This window comes from Herbaspirillum aquaticum (assembly GCF_002213425.1).
Taxonomy (GTDB): domain Bacteria; phylum Pseudomonadota; class Gammaproteobacteria; order Burkholderiales; family Burkholderiaceae_D; genus Herbaspirillum; species Herbaspirillum aquaticum.
On the sequence record NZ_NJGV01000001.1, the window covers coordinates 147,710 to 163,138 of the forward strand.

Consider the following 15,429-nt stretch of genomic DNA (forward strand, 5'->3'; position numbering starts at 1 on the left):
CAAGGGGCAATAAAAAACGCCGGACGAATCCGGCGTTTTCCTTGCTGCAGGGTAGGACGTGCGCTGCTTAGGCTGCCAGCAGTTGACGCAGCACGAACGGCAGGATGCCGCCATGCTTGTAGTAGTCCACTTCGATCGGGGTGTCGATACGCAGCAGCAGCTTGACTTCCTGGGTCTGGCCGTTCTTGCGGTGGATCACCAGGGTGGCTTCCTGTTGCGGCTTGATCTCGCCTTCAAGGCCCTTCAGGTCGAAGCTTTCTTCACCGGTGATGCCCAGCGACTGCACGCTGTCGTTGCCCAGGAACTGCAGCGGCAGCACGCCCATGCCGACCAGGTTGGAACGGTGGATACGCTCGAAGGAACGTGCGATCACGGCCTTCACGCCCAGCAGCTGGGTGCCCTTGGCAGCCCAGTCACGGGAGGAGCCGGTACCGTACTCTTCGCCACCGAAGACCATGGTCGGGGTACCTTCAGCCACGTACTTCATGGCGGCGTCGTAGATCGACATTTCTTCACCGGAAGGCTGGTGAATGGTGATGCCGCCTTCGACGCGCGAGCCGTCTTCCTTGGCCGGGATCATGAGGTTCTTGATACGCACGTTGGCGAAGGTGCCGCGCATCATGATCTCGTGGTTGCCGCGGCGCGAGCCGTAGGAGTTGAAGTCAGCCTTCAGCACGCCATTGGCTTGCAGCCACTTGCCGGCCGGGCTGGATTCCTTGATGGAACCGGCCGGGGAGATGTGGTCGGTGGTGATCGAGTCGCCGAACACGCCCAGGGCACGCGCGCCGCTAATGCCGGTGGCGGCAGCCTTGGGTTCTTCGCTGAAGTTCTCGAAGAACGGCGGCTCGGCGATGTAGGTCGAGCTCGGCCAGTTGTAGACTTCGCCCTTGGCGACGCCCTTGATGGCTTCCCACAGCTTGCCCGGCGCACCCTTCACATCGGCGTAGTTTTCCTTGAAGGTCTTGGCGTTCATGGCGAACTTCAGCAGCTTTTCGATCTCTTGCGAGGTCGGCCAGATGTCGCCCAGGTAGACGTTCTTGCCGCCCTTGCCCTTGCCGACCGGTTCGGTCATCAGGTCACGGGTGACATTGCCGGCGATGGCGTAAGCCACGACCAGCGGAGGCGAGGCCAGGAAGTTGGCGCGGATGTTCGGGTGGATACGGGCTTCGAAGTTGCGGTTGCCCGACAGCACGGCGGCGGCCACCACGTCGTTCTTGACGATGGCTTCGTTCATGGCCGGGGTCAGGTCGCCGGCGTTGCCGATGCAAGTGGTGCAACCGTAGGCGGTCACGCCAAAGCCCAGCTTTTCCAGGTACGGCAAGAGGCCTGCCGCTTCCAGGTACTTGGTCACCACGCGCGAGCCAGGGGCCAGCGAGGTCTTGATGTGCGGGGCCACCTTCAGGCCGGCTTCCACGGCCTTCTTGGCCAGCAGGCCAGCGGCCAGCAGCACGCTCGGGTTGGAGGTGTTGGTGCAGGAGGTGATGGCGGCGATCAGCACGTCACCGTTGTGCACATCCACGCCATCGGCGTTCTTGTAGGACGCGGTCAGGTCTTCGGCCTTCTTGTTGAAGCCGTTTTCAGCGGTCGGCTTGGTGAACAGGTCCGAGAAGGTGGACTTGACGTTGCCGATCTCGATGCGGTCTTGCGGACGCTTCGGACCCGCCAGCGACGGGGCGACGGTGCCCAGGTCCAGGGAGACTTCCTGGGTGTAGTCGATCTGGCCGGCCTTGGGCACGCCGTACAGGCCTTGTGCCTTGAAATAGGCTTCGAAGGCGTCGATTTCAGCCTTGGTGCGGCCGGTGCCCTTGAAGTAGTCGATGGTAGCGTCGTCGACCGGGAAGAAGCCCATGGTGGCGCCGTATTCCGGTGCCATGTTGGCGATGGTGGCGCGGTCGGTCAGCGACAGCGATTCGGTACCTTCGCCGAAGAATTCGACGAACTTGCCCACGACCTTGGTCTGGCGCAGCAGTTCGGTGATGGTCAGCACCAGGTCGGTGGCGGTAACGCCTTCGCGCAGGGCGCCGGTCAGGTTCACGCCGACCACGTCCGGGGTCAGGAAGTAGACCGGCTGGCCCAGCATGCCGGCTTCGGCTTCGATGCCGCCCACGCCCCAGCCGACCACGCCGATGCCGTTGATCATGGTGGTGTGGGAGTCGGTGCCGACCAGGGTGTCAGGGTAGTAGACGCCGGTCTTGTTGTGCACGCCGCGTGCCAGGTATTCCAGGTTGACCTGGTGCACGATGCCGAAGCCCGGGGGCACCACGCCGAAGGTGTCGAAGGCTTGCATGCCCCACTTCATGAACTGGTAGCGCTCGTTGTTGCGCGAGAATTCCAGCTTCATGTTCAGGTCCAGTGCCTTCTTCTCGCGGAAGTGGTCGATCTGCACCGAGTGGTCCACCACCAGGTCCACGGGGACCAGCGGTTCAATGTTCTTGGGGTTCTTGCCCAGCTTGCTGGCGACGTTGCGCATGGCGGCCAGGTCGGCCAGCAGCGGCACGCCGGTGAAGTCCTGCAGCACCACGCGGGCCACCACGAAGGGGATCTCGTCCACGCGGGCAGCCTTGGCGCCCCAGTTGGCCAGTTGCTTGACGTGTTCTTCGGTGACCTTCTGGCCATCGCAGTTGCGCAGCACCGATTCCAGCACGATGCGGATCGACACCGGCAGGCGCGAGATATTCACGCCCAGCGACTTTTGCAGGGCGGGCAGGGAGTAGAACTTGCCCTTCTTGGAACCGGAAATCGGGAATTCCTTCAGGGTGTTCAATGTGTTGCGAGACATGGCCTCTTCTCCTTAATTTGGCAATTTAGTGATGCTAGCTAGTCGAATCCGGTTTGCGCTGCAATGGTGAACTGCGGGGTGCTGCCTGATTCTGTGATTCTGTGTTGCTTGATACGCGATGAGCTGACGGTTGCCTGCCAGCTCAGTTCTTCTGGGGTGCCGCAGCGACGGTGGTTGCCGGTGCTGCTTCGGCGGCCTTGATCTGCTCGGCGTTCTTGCATTCGTTGGCCAGCTGCTGGCCCTTCTTGGAGTCCAGCAACAGGCCCTTGGCCGGGATGCCGATCCAGACCAAGCCCATCTTGCGGTTTTCGAAGCGGTTGGCGCCGGTGGTGGTTTCCACGCGGGTCAGGCGGTGGATGCGCTTGTCCCAGCGGATGGCGATGTGCTTGTCGTCGGCTTCGTTCTTCCAGATGGTCAGCTTGTGGCCCATTTCGCACTGGAAGTCGGCCGACAGGGTGCCGCCCAGGTCGGGTTCGCTGTCGTCATCTTCGGCCTCGGAAGAGAACGGCATCTTGGCTGCCGGTGCTGCGGCGGCTGCAGCGGCAGCGGCCTTCTTGGCGGGCGCCTTCTTGACGACCTTTTTCTTGGCGGCCGGTTTGGTATCGGTTTCGGCGTGCGCCGCAGTGATGCCGGCGGTGGCGAAGAGTGCGCCCAGCAGGGCGATGAGAGTCAGGTGCTTTTTCATGGACGTCGGTCGAAACAAGTTTACTGCGTGGTTGAGGGGGAGTCGCCGCGGGCGAACCAGGGTGCAGTCTCCGGCGGCAGCGCGATGCCGGTGGCGTGCGCGCGTTGCAGGATACTCCAGTAATAGCGATAACTGGCGCGGTCGTGCAGGTTGCCCTGATGCTGGATCGGGCCCCACTGCACCGCCTGCGCCTTGAGCAAGATCTGTGCCGCCAGCTCGGCCTCTTCGGTGGCCGGGGACATGGCTTGCACGATCGGGCCGATCTGGTCCGGATGGATGCTCCACATCCGGGTATAGCCAAACTCTTGTGCCGCGCGGCGCGCATCGTCAGCCACGGCGGCGGGATTCTTGATGTCGGTGGTCACGTTGTGCGACGGCACCTTGCCGTGCGCATGGCAAGCGGCGGCAATCTCCAGCTTGGCGCGGCGCACCAGCGGATGGTCAAACTGTCCGGGCGAGCGCATGGCGCTGCCGGGAATGGCCCCGTAATGGGCCGAGACGAAATCCATCACCCCGAACGACAGCGACTGCACCTGGGGCAGGGCGGCGATCTTGCCGGCATCCGCCAGCGCGCCATGGGTCTCGATCAAGACCTGCACCGGCAGCTGCGCACGGCCGGCCGCATTGGCGGCCCGATTGATGCTCTCCAGGGCGCGCAGGACGTCGTCGATCCCTTCGGGCTTGGGCAACATCACGTAAGCCAGTTCGCGCGCAGCCGCGCCGCAGATGATGGCCACGTCCTGCTCGAAATGCGCATGGCCCACGTCGTGCAGGCGCGCGCCGATGCGGCGGTGGACATTGCCGGGGCCGGCGATGAGCGAGGCGACCAGTTCGGCGTGCGCGGTTTCATTGCCGGCGGCAGCGCCATCTTCGCAGTCGAAGGTGATGTCGAACAAGGGACCGAGCTCCTGCTGCAGGGCCATCGACTTGCGCATCAGCTTTTCGGAGCCGGCGTAGTGATCGCACACCGGAAGCGAAACCGGTTGCTGGGCACCTGGGAACAAGACCTGGGAAGGATGCATTGCTGCGATTGAGAGCGGGGTAAGGTTGTCGGAACGGTTGATGTCACGTACTGCAAAACTGCAAAACGATCGGCGCGGCACCCCTACAGGGCCGCCGCGCCGTGGTCAATTAGCCGACCAGGTGCTTGACGCCTTCGCGCTCTTCCAGCAGTTCCTTCAGGGTGATGTTGATGCGCTCTTGCGAGAACTCATCGATCTCCAGGCCCTGGACGATCTTGTACTCACCGTTTTCGGTGGTCACCGGGAAGCCGAACATGGTGCCTTCGGGGATGCCGTAGGAACCGTCGGAGGGGATACCCATGGTGGTCCACTTGCCGTTGGTGCCCAGCACCCAGTCACGCACGTGGTCGATGGCGGCGTTGGCAGCCGAAGCGGCCGAGGACAGGCCACGGGCTTCGATGATGGCGGCGCCGCGCTTGCCGACGGTGGGCAGGAACACGTTCTTGTTCCATTCCTGGTCGTTGATGGTGTCCTTGACGGAGGCGCCATCGGCGGTCGCGAAGCGGTAGTCGGCGTACATGGTCGGCGAGTGGTTGCCCCACACGCACAGCTTTTCGATGGCCGAGACCGGCTTGCCGATCTTGGCAGCCACTTGCGACAGCGCGCGGTTGTGGTCCAGGCGCAGCATGGCGGTGAAGTTCTTGGCCGGCAGGTTGGGGGCCGACTTCATGGCGATGTAGGCGTTGGTGTTGGCCGGGTTGCCGACCACCAGCACCTTGACGTTGCGCGATGCGACGGCGTCCAGTGCCTTGCCCTGCACGGTGAAGATCTGGGCGTTGGCTTCCAGCAGGTCCTTGCGCTCCATGCCGGGGCCACGGGGACGGGCACCGACCAGCAGGGCGATGTCGGCATCCTTGAAGGCGGTCATCGGATCGCTGTGGGCGGTCACGCCAGCCAGCAGGGGGAAGGCACAGTCGTCGATTTCCATGATGACGCCCTTGAGCGCCTTCTGAGCCTTCTCATCGGGGATTTCCAGCAGTTGCAGGATGACCGGCTGGTCTTTGCCCAGCAGGTCGCCGTTGGCGATGCGGAACAGCAGGGAGTAACCGATCTGACCGGCGGCGCCGGTGACGGCAACACGCATGGGGGCTTTAGCCATGTTGAATCTCCAAAAGAGGTGATGAAAAAAAGCATTCAGACTGCAGCGAAGCGCAGCTTGCGGTCACGTCGCGCAAGGCGCGGCAGGGCCGTGTAGCGGTTGCTTCAGGGGTGCGCATGAGAAATGCGCGGTTTTCCTCGAATTCTTGTTAGGCCGCCATGATACCGTCGAAAACGCAGCGAGTCAGTTGCTTTCGGACCGGGCTCTGCCGACAAATCAAAAACCTGTCAAACTTGTGTTCTGCCTGCAGAAAACAGCCGCGCCGGAATGGTCTTGATGAGAGCGATTCTCGTTATCGTCTACTGACCGGTAGATCGCTCCCTGCCTGCCTTGCGGCTCTTCAGGTTGCTCGCGAGTGTAGGCTTGCGAAAGACTGCTGTCAATCAATATCTTATGTCTTATATAAGACATATTATTGCCTAGTTTTTGCTGGACGCCGGAAGGAGTTTTGTGGTGAAATTCGAGGTTATGAGCTCGATCCTGCCCAATTCGAACAACGTCGACGCGCACGCCGCGGGGGCGGGTGCTGCCAGTCCGGCGCCCACCTTCAGTCCGTTGTACCAGCAGATCAAGGCGCTCATCATGCAGCGCCTCGAAGCAGGGGAATGGAAACCCGGTGAGCTCATCCCCAGTGAAGTCGAACTGGGTAGCCGATTCAAGGTCAGCCAGGGCACGGTGCGCAAGGCCATCGACGAACTGGCGGCCGAAAACCTGGTGGTGCGCCGCCAGGGCAAAGGGACCTTCGTGGCCACCCATCACGAGACCCAGGCGCAGTTCCGTTTCCTGCGGTTGATGGCCGACAGCGACGAGCCGCAGCGTCCCGAAAACAAGATCATCGAAGTCAAGCGCGTACGCGCCTCGGCCGAAGTGGCGCGTCAGCTCGACATGAAGTCGGGCGACTCCGTCATTTTCATTCGCCGGGTAAAATCCTTCAACGGCACTCCCATCATCCTCGAAGACATCTGGCTGCCTGGCGCCATCTTCAAGGGGCTGACGGCCGAGCGCCTCATGGAATACCGCGGGCCCCTGTATGGCCTGTTCGAGTCCGAGTTCGGTACGCGCATGATCCGTGCCGAAGAACGCATCCGTGCCGTCGGGGCGGATCCGGATGCCGCAGAGTTTCTGGGCGTGACGCCCCAAACGCCGTTGCTGAGTGTGGAGCGGGCTTCATTTACCTATGGCGACAAGCCGGTGGAAATGCGGCGCGGTCTGTACCTGACGACGAATCATCATTACCAAAGCGAGTTGAGCTGAGCAAACCGAAACCGGTCATCGCCGGGGGGTGGACGGGCCTTGCCTGTCCAGCGCAGAAGGGCTGGTGTCAAGCCTTTTCGGCATGCTGCGAAGCGCAATAAAAGTTGATGGTGATTTCGAAAATCGGCGAAAATTGCATGATTGTTTTAAACTGAGGAGAACCTTGTATGTCTGAAGCCGCTAAACCACAACGGCCGCAATTTCGTAACATACACCTAACCCAAATTGCCGGCTATCGCATGCCCTTGGCCGCTCTGGTCTCGATCATGCACCGCATCAGCGGTCTGTTCCTGTTCCTGATGCTGCCTTTCATCCTGTTCCTGTTGGACAGCAGCCTGCTCTCGGAAGGTACTTTCGCCTATCTCAAGGGCTTCGTCTCGGGCTGGTTCGTCAAGCTCGTCATCCTGGCACTGTCCTGGGCCTACCTGCATCACTTCTGCGCCGGCATCCGCCACCTGATCATGGACAACCACGTTGGCCTGGACAAGGACAGCGCACGCAAGTCCTCGGCAACTGTCCTGGTGGTCAGCATCGCGCTGATGATCCTGGTCGCATTGAAACTGTTCGGAGTGTTCTGAAAATGGCTGATAACAACATCGGACCCAAGCGCCTGGTCGTCGGCGCCCACTATGGCCTGCGTGACTGGCTGGCGCAACGCGCGACTGCCGTCGTGATGGCTGTCTACACCGTCATCCTGCTGGTGTGCTTCTTCACCTCGACCAACTTCAGCTACCAGGGCTGGGCGGCGCTGTTCTCGCATCAATGGTTCAAGGTGGCCACCTTTGCCGTGTTCATGGCGCTGTTCTTCCACGCCTGGATCGGCGTGCGTGACGCCCTGATGGACTACGTCAAGCCCGTTGGTACCCGCCTGGTCCTGCAAGTTGCCACTATCGTGTGGCTGATCGGTTGCGCTGGCTACGCTGCGCAGATTCTCTGGAGAAACTAATCGTGGCTGCTATCAAATCCGCCATCACTACCCGCCGCTTTGACGCGGTCATCGTCGGCGCCGGTGGCTCCGGCATGCGCGCCTCGCTGCAACTGGCCGAAGCCGGCCTGAATGTCGCTGTCCTGTCCAAGGTCTTCCCGACCCGCTCGCACACCGTGGCTGCCCAAGGCGGCATCGGCGCTTCGCTGGGCAACATGTCCGAAGACAACTGGTACTGGCACATGTTCGACACCGTCAAGGGCTCGGATTACCTGGGCGACCAGGACGCCATCGAGTTCATGTGCCGCGAAGCTCCGAAGGCTGTCTACGAGCTGGAACACTTCGGCATGCCCTTCGACCGCAACCCGGACGGCACCATCTACCAGCGTCCCTTCGGCGGCCACACCGCCAACCTGGGCGAAAAGCCGGTGCAGCGCGCCTGTGCGGCCGCAGACCGTACCGGTCACGCGCTGCTGCACACCCTGTACCAGCGCAACGTGCGCGCCAAGACCCACTTCTTCGTGGAGTGGATGGCGCTGGACGTGATCCGCAACGAAGAGGGCGATGTCCTCGGCGTGGTGGCGCTGGAAATGGAAACCGGCGAAATCATGATGCTGCACGCCAAGACCACCCTGTTCGCCACCGGCGGTGCAGGCCGTATCTGGGCGGCATCGACCAATGCCTTCATCAACACCGGTGACGGCATGGGCATGGCGGCACGTGCCGGCCTGCCGCTGCAGGACATGGAATTCTGGCAGTTCCACCCGACCGGCGTGGCCGGCGCGGGCGTGCTGATCACTGAAGGCGTGCGCGGCGAAGGCGGCATCCTGATCAACAGCAACGGCGAACGCTTCATGGAGCGCTATGCGCCGACCCTGAAGGACCTGGCCCCGCGTGACTTCGTCTCGCGTTCGATGGACCAGGAAATCAAGGAAGGCCGCGGCGTCGGTCCCCACAAGGATCACGTGCTGCTGGATCTGCGCCACATCGGTGCAGACACCATCAAGAAGCGCCTGCCCTCGATCCTGGAAATCGCCCACAAGTTCGCCAACGTCGACGCGACCAAGGAACCGATCCCCGTCGTGCCGACCATCCACTACCAGATGGGTGGCATCCCCACCAACATCCACGGCCAGGTGGTCGCGCCCAAGGGTGGTTCGATGAAAGAAGTGGTGCAGGGCATGTACGCCATCGGCGAATGCGCCTGCGTGTCGGTGCACGGCGCCAACCGCCTGGGTACCAACTCGCTGCTGGACCTGGTGGTCTTCGGCCGCGCAGCCGGCAACCACATCGTCGGCAGCCGCCTGCAGGACCAGAGCCACAAGCCGATCCCGGCCGGCGCCCTGGACCGCTCGCTGGAACGCATCGCTCACCTGGAAAGCAGCACCGGTTCCGAACGTGTGCAGGACGTGGCCAACGACATCCGCGCCACCATGCAGAAGTACTGCGGCGTGTTCCGTACCGATGCCCTGTTGAAGGAAGGCGTTCAAAAGATCATGGAACTGGACGAGCGTCGCAAGCACGTCTCCTTCAAGGACAAGTCCAAGGTCTTCAACACCGCCCGCGTGGAAGCGCTGGAACTGGACAACCTGATCGAAACCGCCAAGGCCACCATCACCTCGGCCGAAGCCCGCAAGGAATCGCGCGGCGCCCACGCGCAAAGCGACCACGAGCAGCGCGACGACGTGAACTGGCTCAAGCATACGCTGTGGTTCTCCGAGGGGAATCGTCTCGACTACAAGCCGGTCAACATGCAGCCGCTGACCGTCGAGACTTTCAAACCTAAAGCACGTACTTTCTAAGAGGTCGCAACATGACTCGCACCCTGAAATTCAAGATCTATCGTTACGATCCGGACAAGGACGACAAGCCGTACATGCAAGACCTGACGGTGGAGCTGAAGCCCACCGACAAGATGCTGCTCGATGCCCTGCAACGCATCAAGTCCGACGTCGACGATTCCCTGGCGCTGCGCCGCTCCTGCCGCGAAGGCGTGTGCGGTTCCGACGCCATGAACATCAACGGCAAGAACGGCCTGGCCTGCATCACCAACCTGAACGAGCTGACCGAACCCATCGTTCTGAAGCCGCTGCCTGGCCTGCCGGTGATCCGCGACCTGATCGTGGACATGACCAACTTCTTCAAGCAATACGATTCGATCAAGCCCTACCTGATCAACGACAGCATTCCTCCCGAAAAGGAGCGCCTGCAGTCGCCCGAACAGCGTGAAGAGCTCGATGGTGTCTACGAGTGCATCCTGTGCGCCTGCTGCTCGACTTCCTGCCCGTCGTTCTGGTGGAACCCGGACAAGTTCGTCGGCCCCGCTGGCCTGCTGCAAGCCTACCGCTTCATCGCCGACAGCCGCGACGAAGCCACCGGCGCGCGCCTGGACAACCTGGAAGACCCGTATCGCCTGTTCCGTTGCCGTTCCATCATGAACTGCGTCGATGTCTGCCCCAAGGGTCTGAACCCCAACAAGGCCATCGGCAAGATCAAGGAACTGATGGTGCGCCGTTCGGTGTAAGCCGGATCGGCGTGTTGCCTGCCAGACCCGCCGTGCATGGCGGGCGGCAGCAAGGGGGAGCAGGGCTGCAAGCGGCTTCCCCGACCGGTTCCTTCAGTTTTGGCCCGGTTGAAGTGAATGGAAAGACTAGAAATGAGCGAGTTCATGACTGAACAGCGTCACCAGGATGATCCGGCCAAGCGGGCGCGACTGCGCTGGCGTGCGCGCCGCGGGCTGCTGGAGAACGATCTGATCCTCACCCGCTATCTCGACGCCAACGAGGCGCAGATGAGCGACGACGAGGTGGATGCCTTCTCGCGCCTGATGGACCTGACCGACAACGACTTGATGGACTTGCTGCTGGCCCGCAAGGAGCCCGAAGCGGCGGTTGACCTGCCCCAAGTGCATGCGTTGCTGAAGAAACTGCGTACTGCCTGACTGTTGCACGAATATTGCGCCTGGCCACAAGCCAGACCGATTTTGCCCGATCGCGGCCTGTTCCCACTCGCCACCCGGCGCATCTGAACCACGATGACGCCCGGCTTGCGGTCGCGGCGTTTGATTAACGGTTTCACCATCCCAGCAAAAGGAAAAGCTATGTCCAATACCGATATCAAAGCTACCCTGTCGTTCTCCGACGGCTCCCCGTCCGTAGATTTTCCTATCTACAAGGGCAGTATCGGCCCTGATGTGATCGATATCCGCAAGCTCTACGGCGCCACCGGCAAGTTCACCTATGACCCGGGCTTCATGTCCACCGCTTCCTGCAACTCGTCCATCACCTACATCGATGGCGACAAGGGCGAACTGCTGTACCGCGGCTATCCGATCGAACAGCTGGCAGTGAACTGCGACTTCCTGGAATCCTGCTACCTGCTGCTGCACGGTGAACTGCCCAATACCACCCAGAAGGAAGAATTCGTCAAGACCGTGACCCAGCACACCATGGTGCACGAGCAGATGAACTTCTTCTTCCGTGGCTTCCGCCGCGATGCGCACCCGATGGCCGTCCTGACCGGCTCGGTGGGCGCGCTGTCGGCCTTCTACCACGACTCGCTGGACATCTCCAACGCCAACCACCGCGAAGTCTCGGCCATCCGCATGATCGCCAAGCTGCCGACCCTGGTGGCGATGGCCTACAAGTACAGCATCGGCCAGCCCTTCGTGTACCCGCGCAATGACCTGTCCTACACGGCCAACTTCATGCGCATGATGTTCGCCAATCCGTGCGAAGAGTATCAGGTCAACGAAGTCCTGGTGCGCGCACTGGACCGCATCCTGATCCTGCACGCCGACCACGAGCAGAATGCCTCGACCTCGACCGTGCGTCTGGCCGGCTCCTCCGGTGCCAACCCGTTCGCATGTATCGCCGCCGGTATCGCCTGCCTGTGGGGCCCTGCCCACGGCGGTGCCAACGAAGCTGCACTGAACATGCTGGAACAGATCGGTTCCGTGGACAAGATCCCCGAGTTCATCAAGCAAGTGAAGGACAAGAACTCGGGCGTGAAGCTGATGGGCTTCGGTCACCGCGTCTACAAGAACTACGACCCGCGTGCCAAGCTGATGCGCGAAACCTGCTACGAAGTGCTGAACGAACTGGGCCTGCACGACGACCCGCTGTTCAAGCTGGCCATGGAGCTGGAAAAGATCGCCCTGGAAGACGACTACTTCGTCTCCCGCAAGCTGTACCCGAACGTCGACTTCTACTCCGGCATCGTGCAGCGCGCCCTGGGCATCCCGACCTCGATGTTCACCTGCATCTTCGCCATGGCCCGTACCATCGGCTGGATCGCCCAGTGGAACGAAATGATCTCGGATCCGGAACAGAAGATCGGTCGTCCGCGCCAGCTGTTCGTGGGCTCGCCGCGCCGCGACGTTCCCCCGATCGACAAGCGCTGATTGCCGGATGTTGTCCGCCTGCCTTGTCGGGCGGACAACAAACGCGTCGCCAACGCCACGTTTCCCGTCTTCCGGGAGTGATCGGAGGAGGGCAGCGAGGCCCGCGCAGCAAGGCTTTGCGGGCGGGCGTTGGTGGGTGGAAACGCCTGTTGCTTCATGTTTCAAATAAAAAAGCGAATCCTTTAGGATTCGCTTTTTTATTTGATATTAGGAGATATAATTCCGATGCGCTGACTGGATGACACACAGAAGTTCAGGTAGACAAGGTCCTTCCCCCACAACTTGATGCAATCCGCTAACCGGTCAGGCCGTGTCGCGGAAGGTGTAGAAACCCGCTAATCTCGCGAAGCGCGAAGAAAGGTGAGCAAATGACAAAGCTCTACGAGCAATACAACATCAACTCCTACCTGTTCGGTGGGAATGCTCCGTACATCGAAGAACTGTACGAAGCCTACCTGAACAACCCCGGCTCCGTCCCTGACAACTGGCGTGCATACTTCGACGCCGTGCAACACGTCCCCGCCACCGACGGCTCCACCCGTCCCGATGTGGCCCACGCTCCGGTGATCGCTTCCTTCGCCGAACGTGCCAAGCAAGGCCCGATCCGCACCGTCATCGCTTCCGCCGACTCCGACATGGGCCGCAAGCGCGTCGCTGTCACCCAGCTGATCGCCGGCTACCGTGACCTCGGTTCCCGTTTCGCCAACCTGGACCCGCTGCAACGCCAGGAACGCCCCAACATCCCCGAACTCGATCCCTCCTTCTACGGCTTCACCGATGCCGACATGGACATCGTGTTCAACATCAACAATACCTACTTCGGCCCGGAAACCGCATCCCTGCGCGACCTGCTGCAGATGCTGCGCGACACCTACACGCGCTCCATCGGTGCCGAGTTCACCTACATTTCCGACATGTCGGAAGTGCGCTGGCTGGAAGAGCGCCTGGAGCCGACCCGTGCCGTGCCCAGCTTCTCCTCCGAGAAGAAGAAGCACATCCTGGAGCGCCTGACCGCTGCAGAAGGCCTGGAGCGCTACCTCCACACCAAGTACGTCGGCCAGAAGCGCTTCTCGCTGGAAGGCGGCGAGTCCTTCATCGCCTCCCTGGATGAAACCATCCAGCGCGCCGGTGAAAAGGGCGTGCAGGAAATCGTGATCGGCATGGCCCACCGCGGCCGCCTGAACGTGCTGGTCAACATCCTGGGCAAGACCCCGCAGGAACTGTTCTCCGAATTCGAAGGCCGTCACGCTGACGACCTGCCGGCCGGTGACGTCAAGTACCACCAAGGTTTCTCCTCCGACGTCTCCACCCCTGGCGGCCCGGTCCACCTGTCGCTGGCCTTCAACCCGTCCCACCTGGAAATCGTCAACCCGGTGGTCGAGGGTTCGGTCAAGGCCCGTATGGATCGCCGCGGCGACAAGGATGGTTCGCAAGTGCTGCCGATCCTGGTGCACGGCGACGCCGCCTTCGCCGGCCAAGGCGTGGTGATGGAAACCCTGAACCTGGCACAGACCCGTGGCTACGGCACCGGCGGCACGGTTCACATCGTCATCAACAACCAGATCGGCTTCACCACTTCCGACCCGCGCGACTCCCGTTCGACCCTGTACTGCTCGGACGTGGTCAAGATGATCGAAGCCCCGGTGCTGCACGTCAACGGCGATGATCCGGAAGCCGTCGTGTTCGCCACCCAGATCGCTGTCGACTACCGCATGAAGTTCAAGAAGGACATCGTGGTCGACATCATCTGCTTCCGCAAGCTGGGCCACAACGAGCAAGATACCCCTGCTCTGACCCAGCCGCTGATGTACAAGAAGATCGCCCAGCACCCCGGCACGCGCAAGCTGTACGCCGACAAGCTGGTGACCCAGCAGACCATCCCCGCCGATGGCGGCGAAGAACTGGTCAAGGCTTACCGCGCCGCGATGGACGCCGGCAAGCACGCCATCGATCCGGTGCTGACCAACTTCAAGAGCAAGTACGCCGTCGACTGGCTGCCGTTCCTGAACCGCAAGTGGACCGACGCGGCCGAAACCGCCGTCCCGCTGGCTGAACTGAAGCGCCTGGCCACCAAGATCACCTCCGTGCCGGAAGGCTTCAAGGTGCACTCGCTGGTCGAGAAGGTCTTGAACGACCGCGCTGCCATGGGCCGTGGCGAAATGAACCTGGACTGGGGCATGGGCGAACACCTGGCCTACGCCAGCCTGGTGTCCTCCGGCTATGCCGTGCGCCTGACCGGCCAGGATGCCGGCCGTGGCACCTTCACCCACCGTCACGCCGTGCTGCACGACCAGAACCGCGAGCGTTGGGATGCCGGTACCTTCATCCCGCTGCAGAACGTGGCCGAGAACCAGTCCACCTTCACCGTGATCGACTCGGTGCTGTCCGAAGAAGCCGTGCTGGCCTTCGAATACGGCTACTCGACTGCTGAACCGAACACCCTGACCATCTGGGAAGCCCAGTTCGGCGACTTCGCCAACGGTGCCCAGGTCGTGATGGACCAGTTCATCAGCTCCGGCGAAGTGAAGTGGGGCCGTGCCTCGGGCCTGGTGCAGATGCTGCCCCACGGCTACGAAGGCCAGGGTCCGGAACACTCGTCGGCACGTATCGAGCGTTACCTCCAGCTGTGCGCCGACAACAACATGCAGGTCGTGCAGCCCACTACCGCTGCGCAGATCTTCCACCTGCTGCGTCGCCAGATGATCCGCCTGTTCCGCAAGCCGCTGATCATCATGACCCCGAAGTCGCTGCTGCGTAACAAGGATGCCGGTTCCCCTCTGTCCGACCTGGCCAAGGGTTCGTTCCAGACCGTGATCCCGGAAGTCGATGAAACCATCGACGCCAAGAAGGTCAAGCGCATCGTCGCCTGCTCGGGCAAGGTGTACTACGACCTGGTCAACGCCCGCAAGGAACGTGGCCAGACCGATACGGCCATCATCCGCGTCGAGCAGCTGTATCCGTTCCCGCACAAGGCGTTCGCCGCTGCCCTCAAGCAGTTCCCGAACTTCAACGAACTGGTGTGGGCACAGGACGAGCCGCAGAACCAGGGCGCATGGCTGCAGATCCAGCACAACATCTTCGAGAATCTCTCCGAAGGTCAGAAGCTGGCCTATGCAGGCCGCCCGGCCAGCGCCTCGCCGGCAGTCGGTTACTACGACAAGCACTACGCACAGCAAAAGGCACTGATCGAAACCGCCTTCGCCAAGCTCAAGGGCTTTGTGCTGACCAAGTAATCATCGATGCAAACGGGACGCGCTGCGAGG

12 protein-coding genes are annotated in these 15,429 nt (G+C 61.9%); 8 read left to right on the forward strand and 4 right to left on the reverse strand.

Annotated elements, in window-relative coordinates:
* Nucleotides 1–67: 67 nt before the first annotated feature.
* The 4 genes from acnA to CEJ45_RS00720 form a co-directional block, all read right to left on the reverse strand.
* The gene (gene acnA / locus CEJ45_RS00705; protein WP_088753350.1) at nt 68–2,779 is read right to left on the reverse strand and encodes an aconitate hydratase AcnA; all 2,712 of its coding nucleotides are present in this window, start codon (nt 2,777–2,779) and stop codon (nt 68–70) included.
* Nucleotides 2,780–2,921: 142 nt separating this feature from the next.
* Nucleotides 2,922–3,464 (reverse strand): hypothetical protein, encoded by a 543-nt coding sequence (locus CEJ45_RS00710; protein WP_088753351.1) that lies wholly within the window; start codon nt 3,462–3,464, stop codon nt 2,922–2,924.
* Nucleotides 3,465–3,484: 20 nt separating this feature from the next.
* Complete coding sequence (locus tag CEJ45_RS00715) at nt 3,485–4,486, reverse strand: HpcH/HpaI aldolase/citrate lyase family protein (RefSeq protein WP_088753352.1); 1,002 nt, start codon at nt 4,484–4,486, stop codon at nt 3,485–3,487.
* 109 nt (nt 4,487–4,595) lie between these two features.
* Nucleotides 4,596–5,585 carry a malate dehydrogenase gene (locus CEJ45_RS00720; protein WP_034350453.1) on the reverse strand — a complete coding sequence of 330 codons (990 nt, stop codon included), beginning with the start codon at nt 5,583–5,585 and terminating at the stop codon, nt 4,596–4,598.
* A 468-nt stretch (nt 5,586–6,053) separates the two neighbouring features.
* On the opposite strand from CEJ45_RS00720, the gene CEJ45_RS00725 reads away from it, so the two are divergent.
* From CEJ45_RS00725 to CEJ45_RS00760, 8 genes are all read left to right on the forward strand, one after another.
* Nucleotides 6,054–6,839, forward strand: a complete 786-nt coding sequence (locus tag CEJ45_RS00725) for a GntR family transcriptional regulator (protein ID WP_088753353.1) — start codon at nt 6,054–6,056, stop codon at nt 6,837–6,839.
* 167 nt (nt 6,840–7,006) lie between these two features.
* Entirely contained in the window at nt 7,007–7,417 is a 411-nt protein-coding gene (sdhC, locus tag CEJ45_RS00730) for a succinate dehydrogenase, cytochrome b556 subunit (protein ID WP_034333991.1), read from the forward strand.
* A 2-nt stretch (nt 7,418–7,419) separates the two neighbouring features.
* Nucleotides 7,420–7,785 carry a succinate dehydrogenase, hydrophobic membrane anchor protein gene (gene sdhD / locus CEJ45_RS00735; RefSeq protein WP_088753354.1) on the forward strand — a complete coding sequence of 122 codons (366 nt, stop codon included), beginning with the start codon at nt 7,420–7,422 and terminating at the stop codon, nt 7,783–7,785.
* A gap of 2 nt (nt 7,786–7,787) precedes the next feature.
* On the forward strand, nt 7,788–9,566 hold the full coding sequence (sdhA, locus tag CEJ45_RS00740) for a succinate dehydrogenase flavoprotein subunit (RefSeq protein ID WP_034333989.1): 1,779 nt from the start codon (nt 7,788–7,790) through the stop codon (nt 9,564–9,566).
* Nucleotides 9,567–9,577: 11 nt separating this feature from the next.
* Nucleotides 9,578–10,288: a succinate dehydrogenase iron-sulfur subunit gene (locus CEJ45_RS00745; RefSeq protein ID WP_006463281.1), complete on the forward strand. Its 711-nt coding sequence runs from the start codon at nt 9,578–9,580 to the stop codon at nt 10,286–10,288.
* Nucleotides 10,289–10,420: 132 nt separating this feature from the next.
* Entirely contained in the window at nt 10,421–10,705 is a 285-nt protein-coding gene (locus CEJ45_RS00750) for an FAD assembly factor SdhE (RefSeq protein WP_008329929.1), read from the forward strand.
* A 159-nt stretch (nt 10,706–10,864) separates the two neighbouring features.
* Nucleotides 10,865–12,166, forward strand: a complete 1,302-nt coding sequence (gene gltA, locus CEJ45_RS00755) for a citrate synthase (RefSeq protein WP_088753355.1) — start codon at nt 10,865–10,867, stop codon at nt 12,164–12,166.
* Between the two features lie 368 nt (nt 12,167–12,534).
* A complete protein-coding gene (locus CEJ45_RS00760) occupies nt 12,535–15,399 on the forward strand; it encodes a 2-oxoglutarate dehydrogenase E1 component (RefSeq protein WP_058896045.1) in 2,865 nt (954 codons plus the stop codon).
* The last annotated feature ends 30 nt before the right edge of the window (nt 15,400–15,429 follow it).

Coding starts and splice junctions, on each gene's coding strand:
- sdhD (WP_088753354.1), top strand. CDS start 7,420: ATGGCTGATAACAACATCGGACCCAAGCGCCTGGTCGTCGGCGCCCAC.
- CEJ45_RS00720 (WP_034350453.1), bottom strand. CDS start 5,585: ATGGCTAAAGCCCCCATGCGTGTTGCCGTCACCGGCGCCGCCGGTCAG.
- CEJ45_RS00750 (WP_008329929.1), top strand. CDS start 10,421: ATGAGCGAGTTCATGACTGAACAGCGTCACCAGGATGATCCGGCCAAG.
- CEJ45_RS00710 (WP_088753351.1), bottom strand. CDS start 3,464: ATGAAAAAGCACCTGACTCTCATCGCCCTGCTGGGCGCACTCTTCGCC.
- gltA (WP_088753355.1), top strand. CDS start 10,865: ATGTCCAATACCGATATCAAAGCTACCCTGTCGTTCTCCGACGGCTCC.
- CEJ45_RS00760 (WP_058896045.1), top strand. CDS start 12,535: ATGACAAAGCTCTACGAGCAATACAACATCAACTCCTACCTGTTCGGT.
- CEJ45_RS00725 (WP_088753353.1), top strand. CDS start 6,054: ATGAGCTCGATCCTGCCCAATTCGAACAACGTCGACGCGCACGCCGCG.
- sdhC (WP_034333991.1), top strand. CDS start 7,007: ATGTCTGAAGCCGCTAAACCACAACGGCCGCAATTTCGTAACATACAC.
- CEJ45_RS00745 (WP_006463281.1), top strand. CDS start 9,578: ATGACTCGCACCCTGAAATTCAAGATCTATCGTTACGATCCGGACAAG.
- acnA (WP_088753350.1), bottom strand. CDS start 2,779: ATGTCTCGCAACACATTGAACACCCTGAAGGAATTCCCGATTTCCGGT.
- CEJ45_RS00715 (WP_088753352.1), bottom strand. CDS start 4,486: ATGCATCCTTCCCAGGTCTTGTTCCCAGGTGCCCAGCAACCGGTTTCG.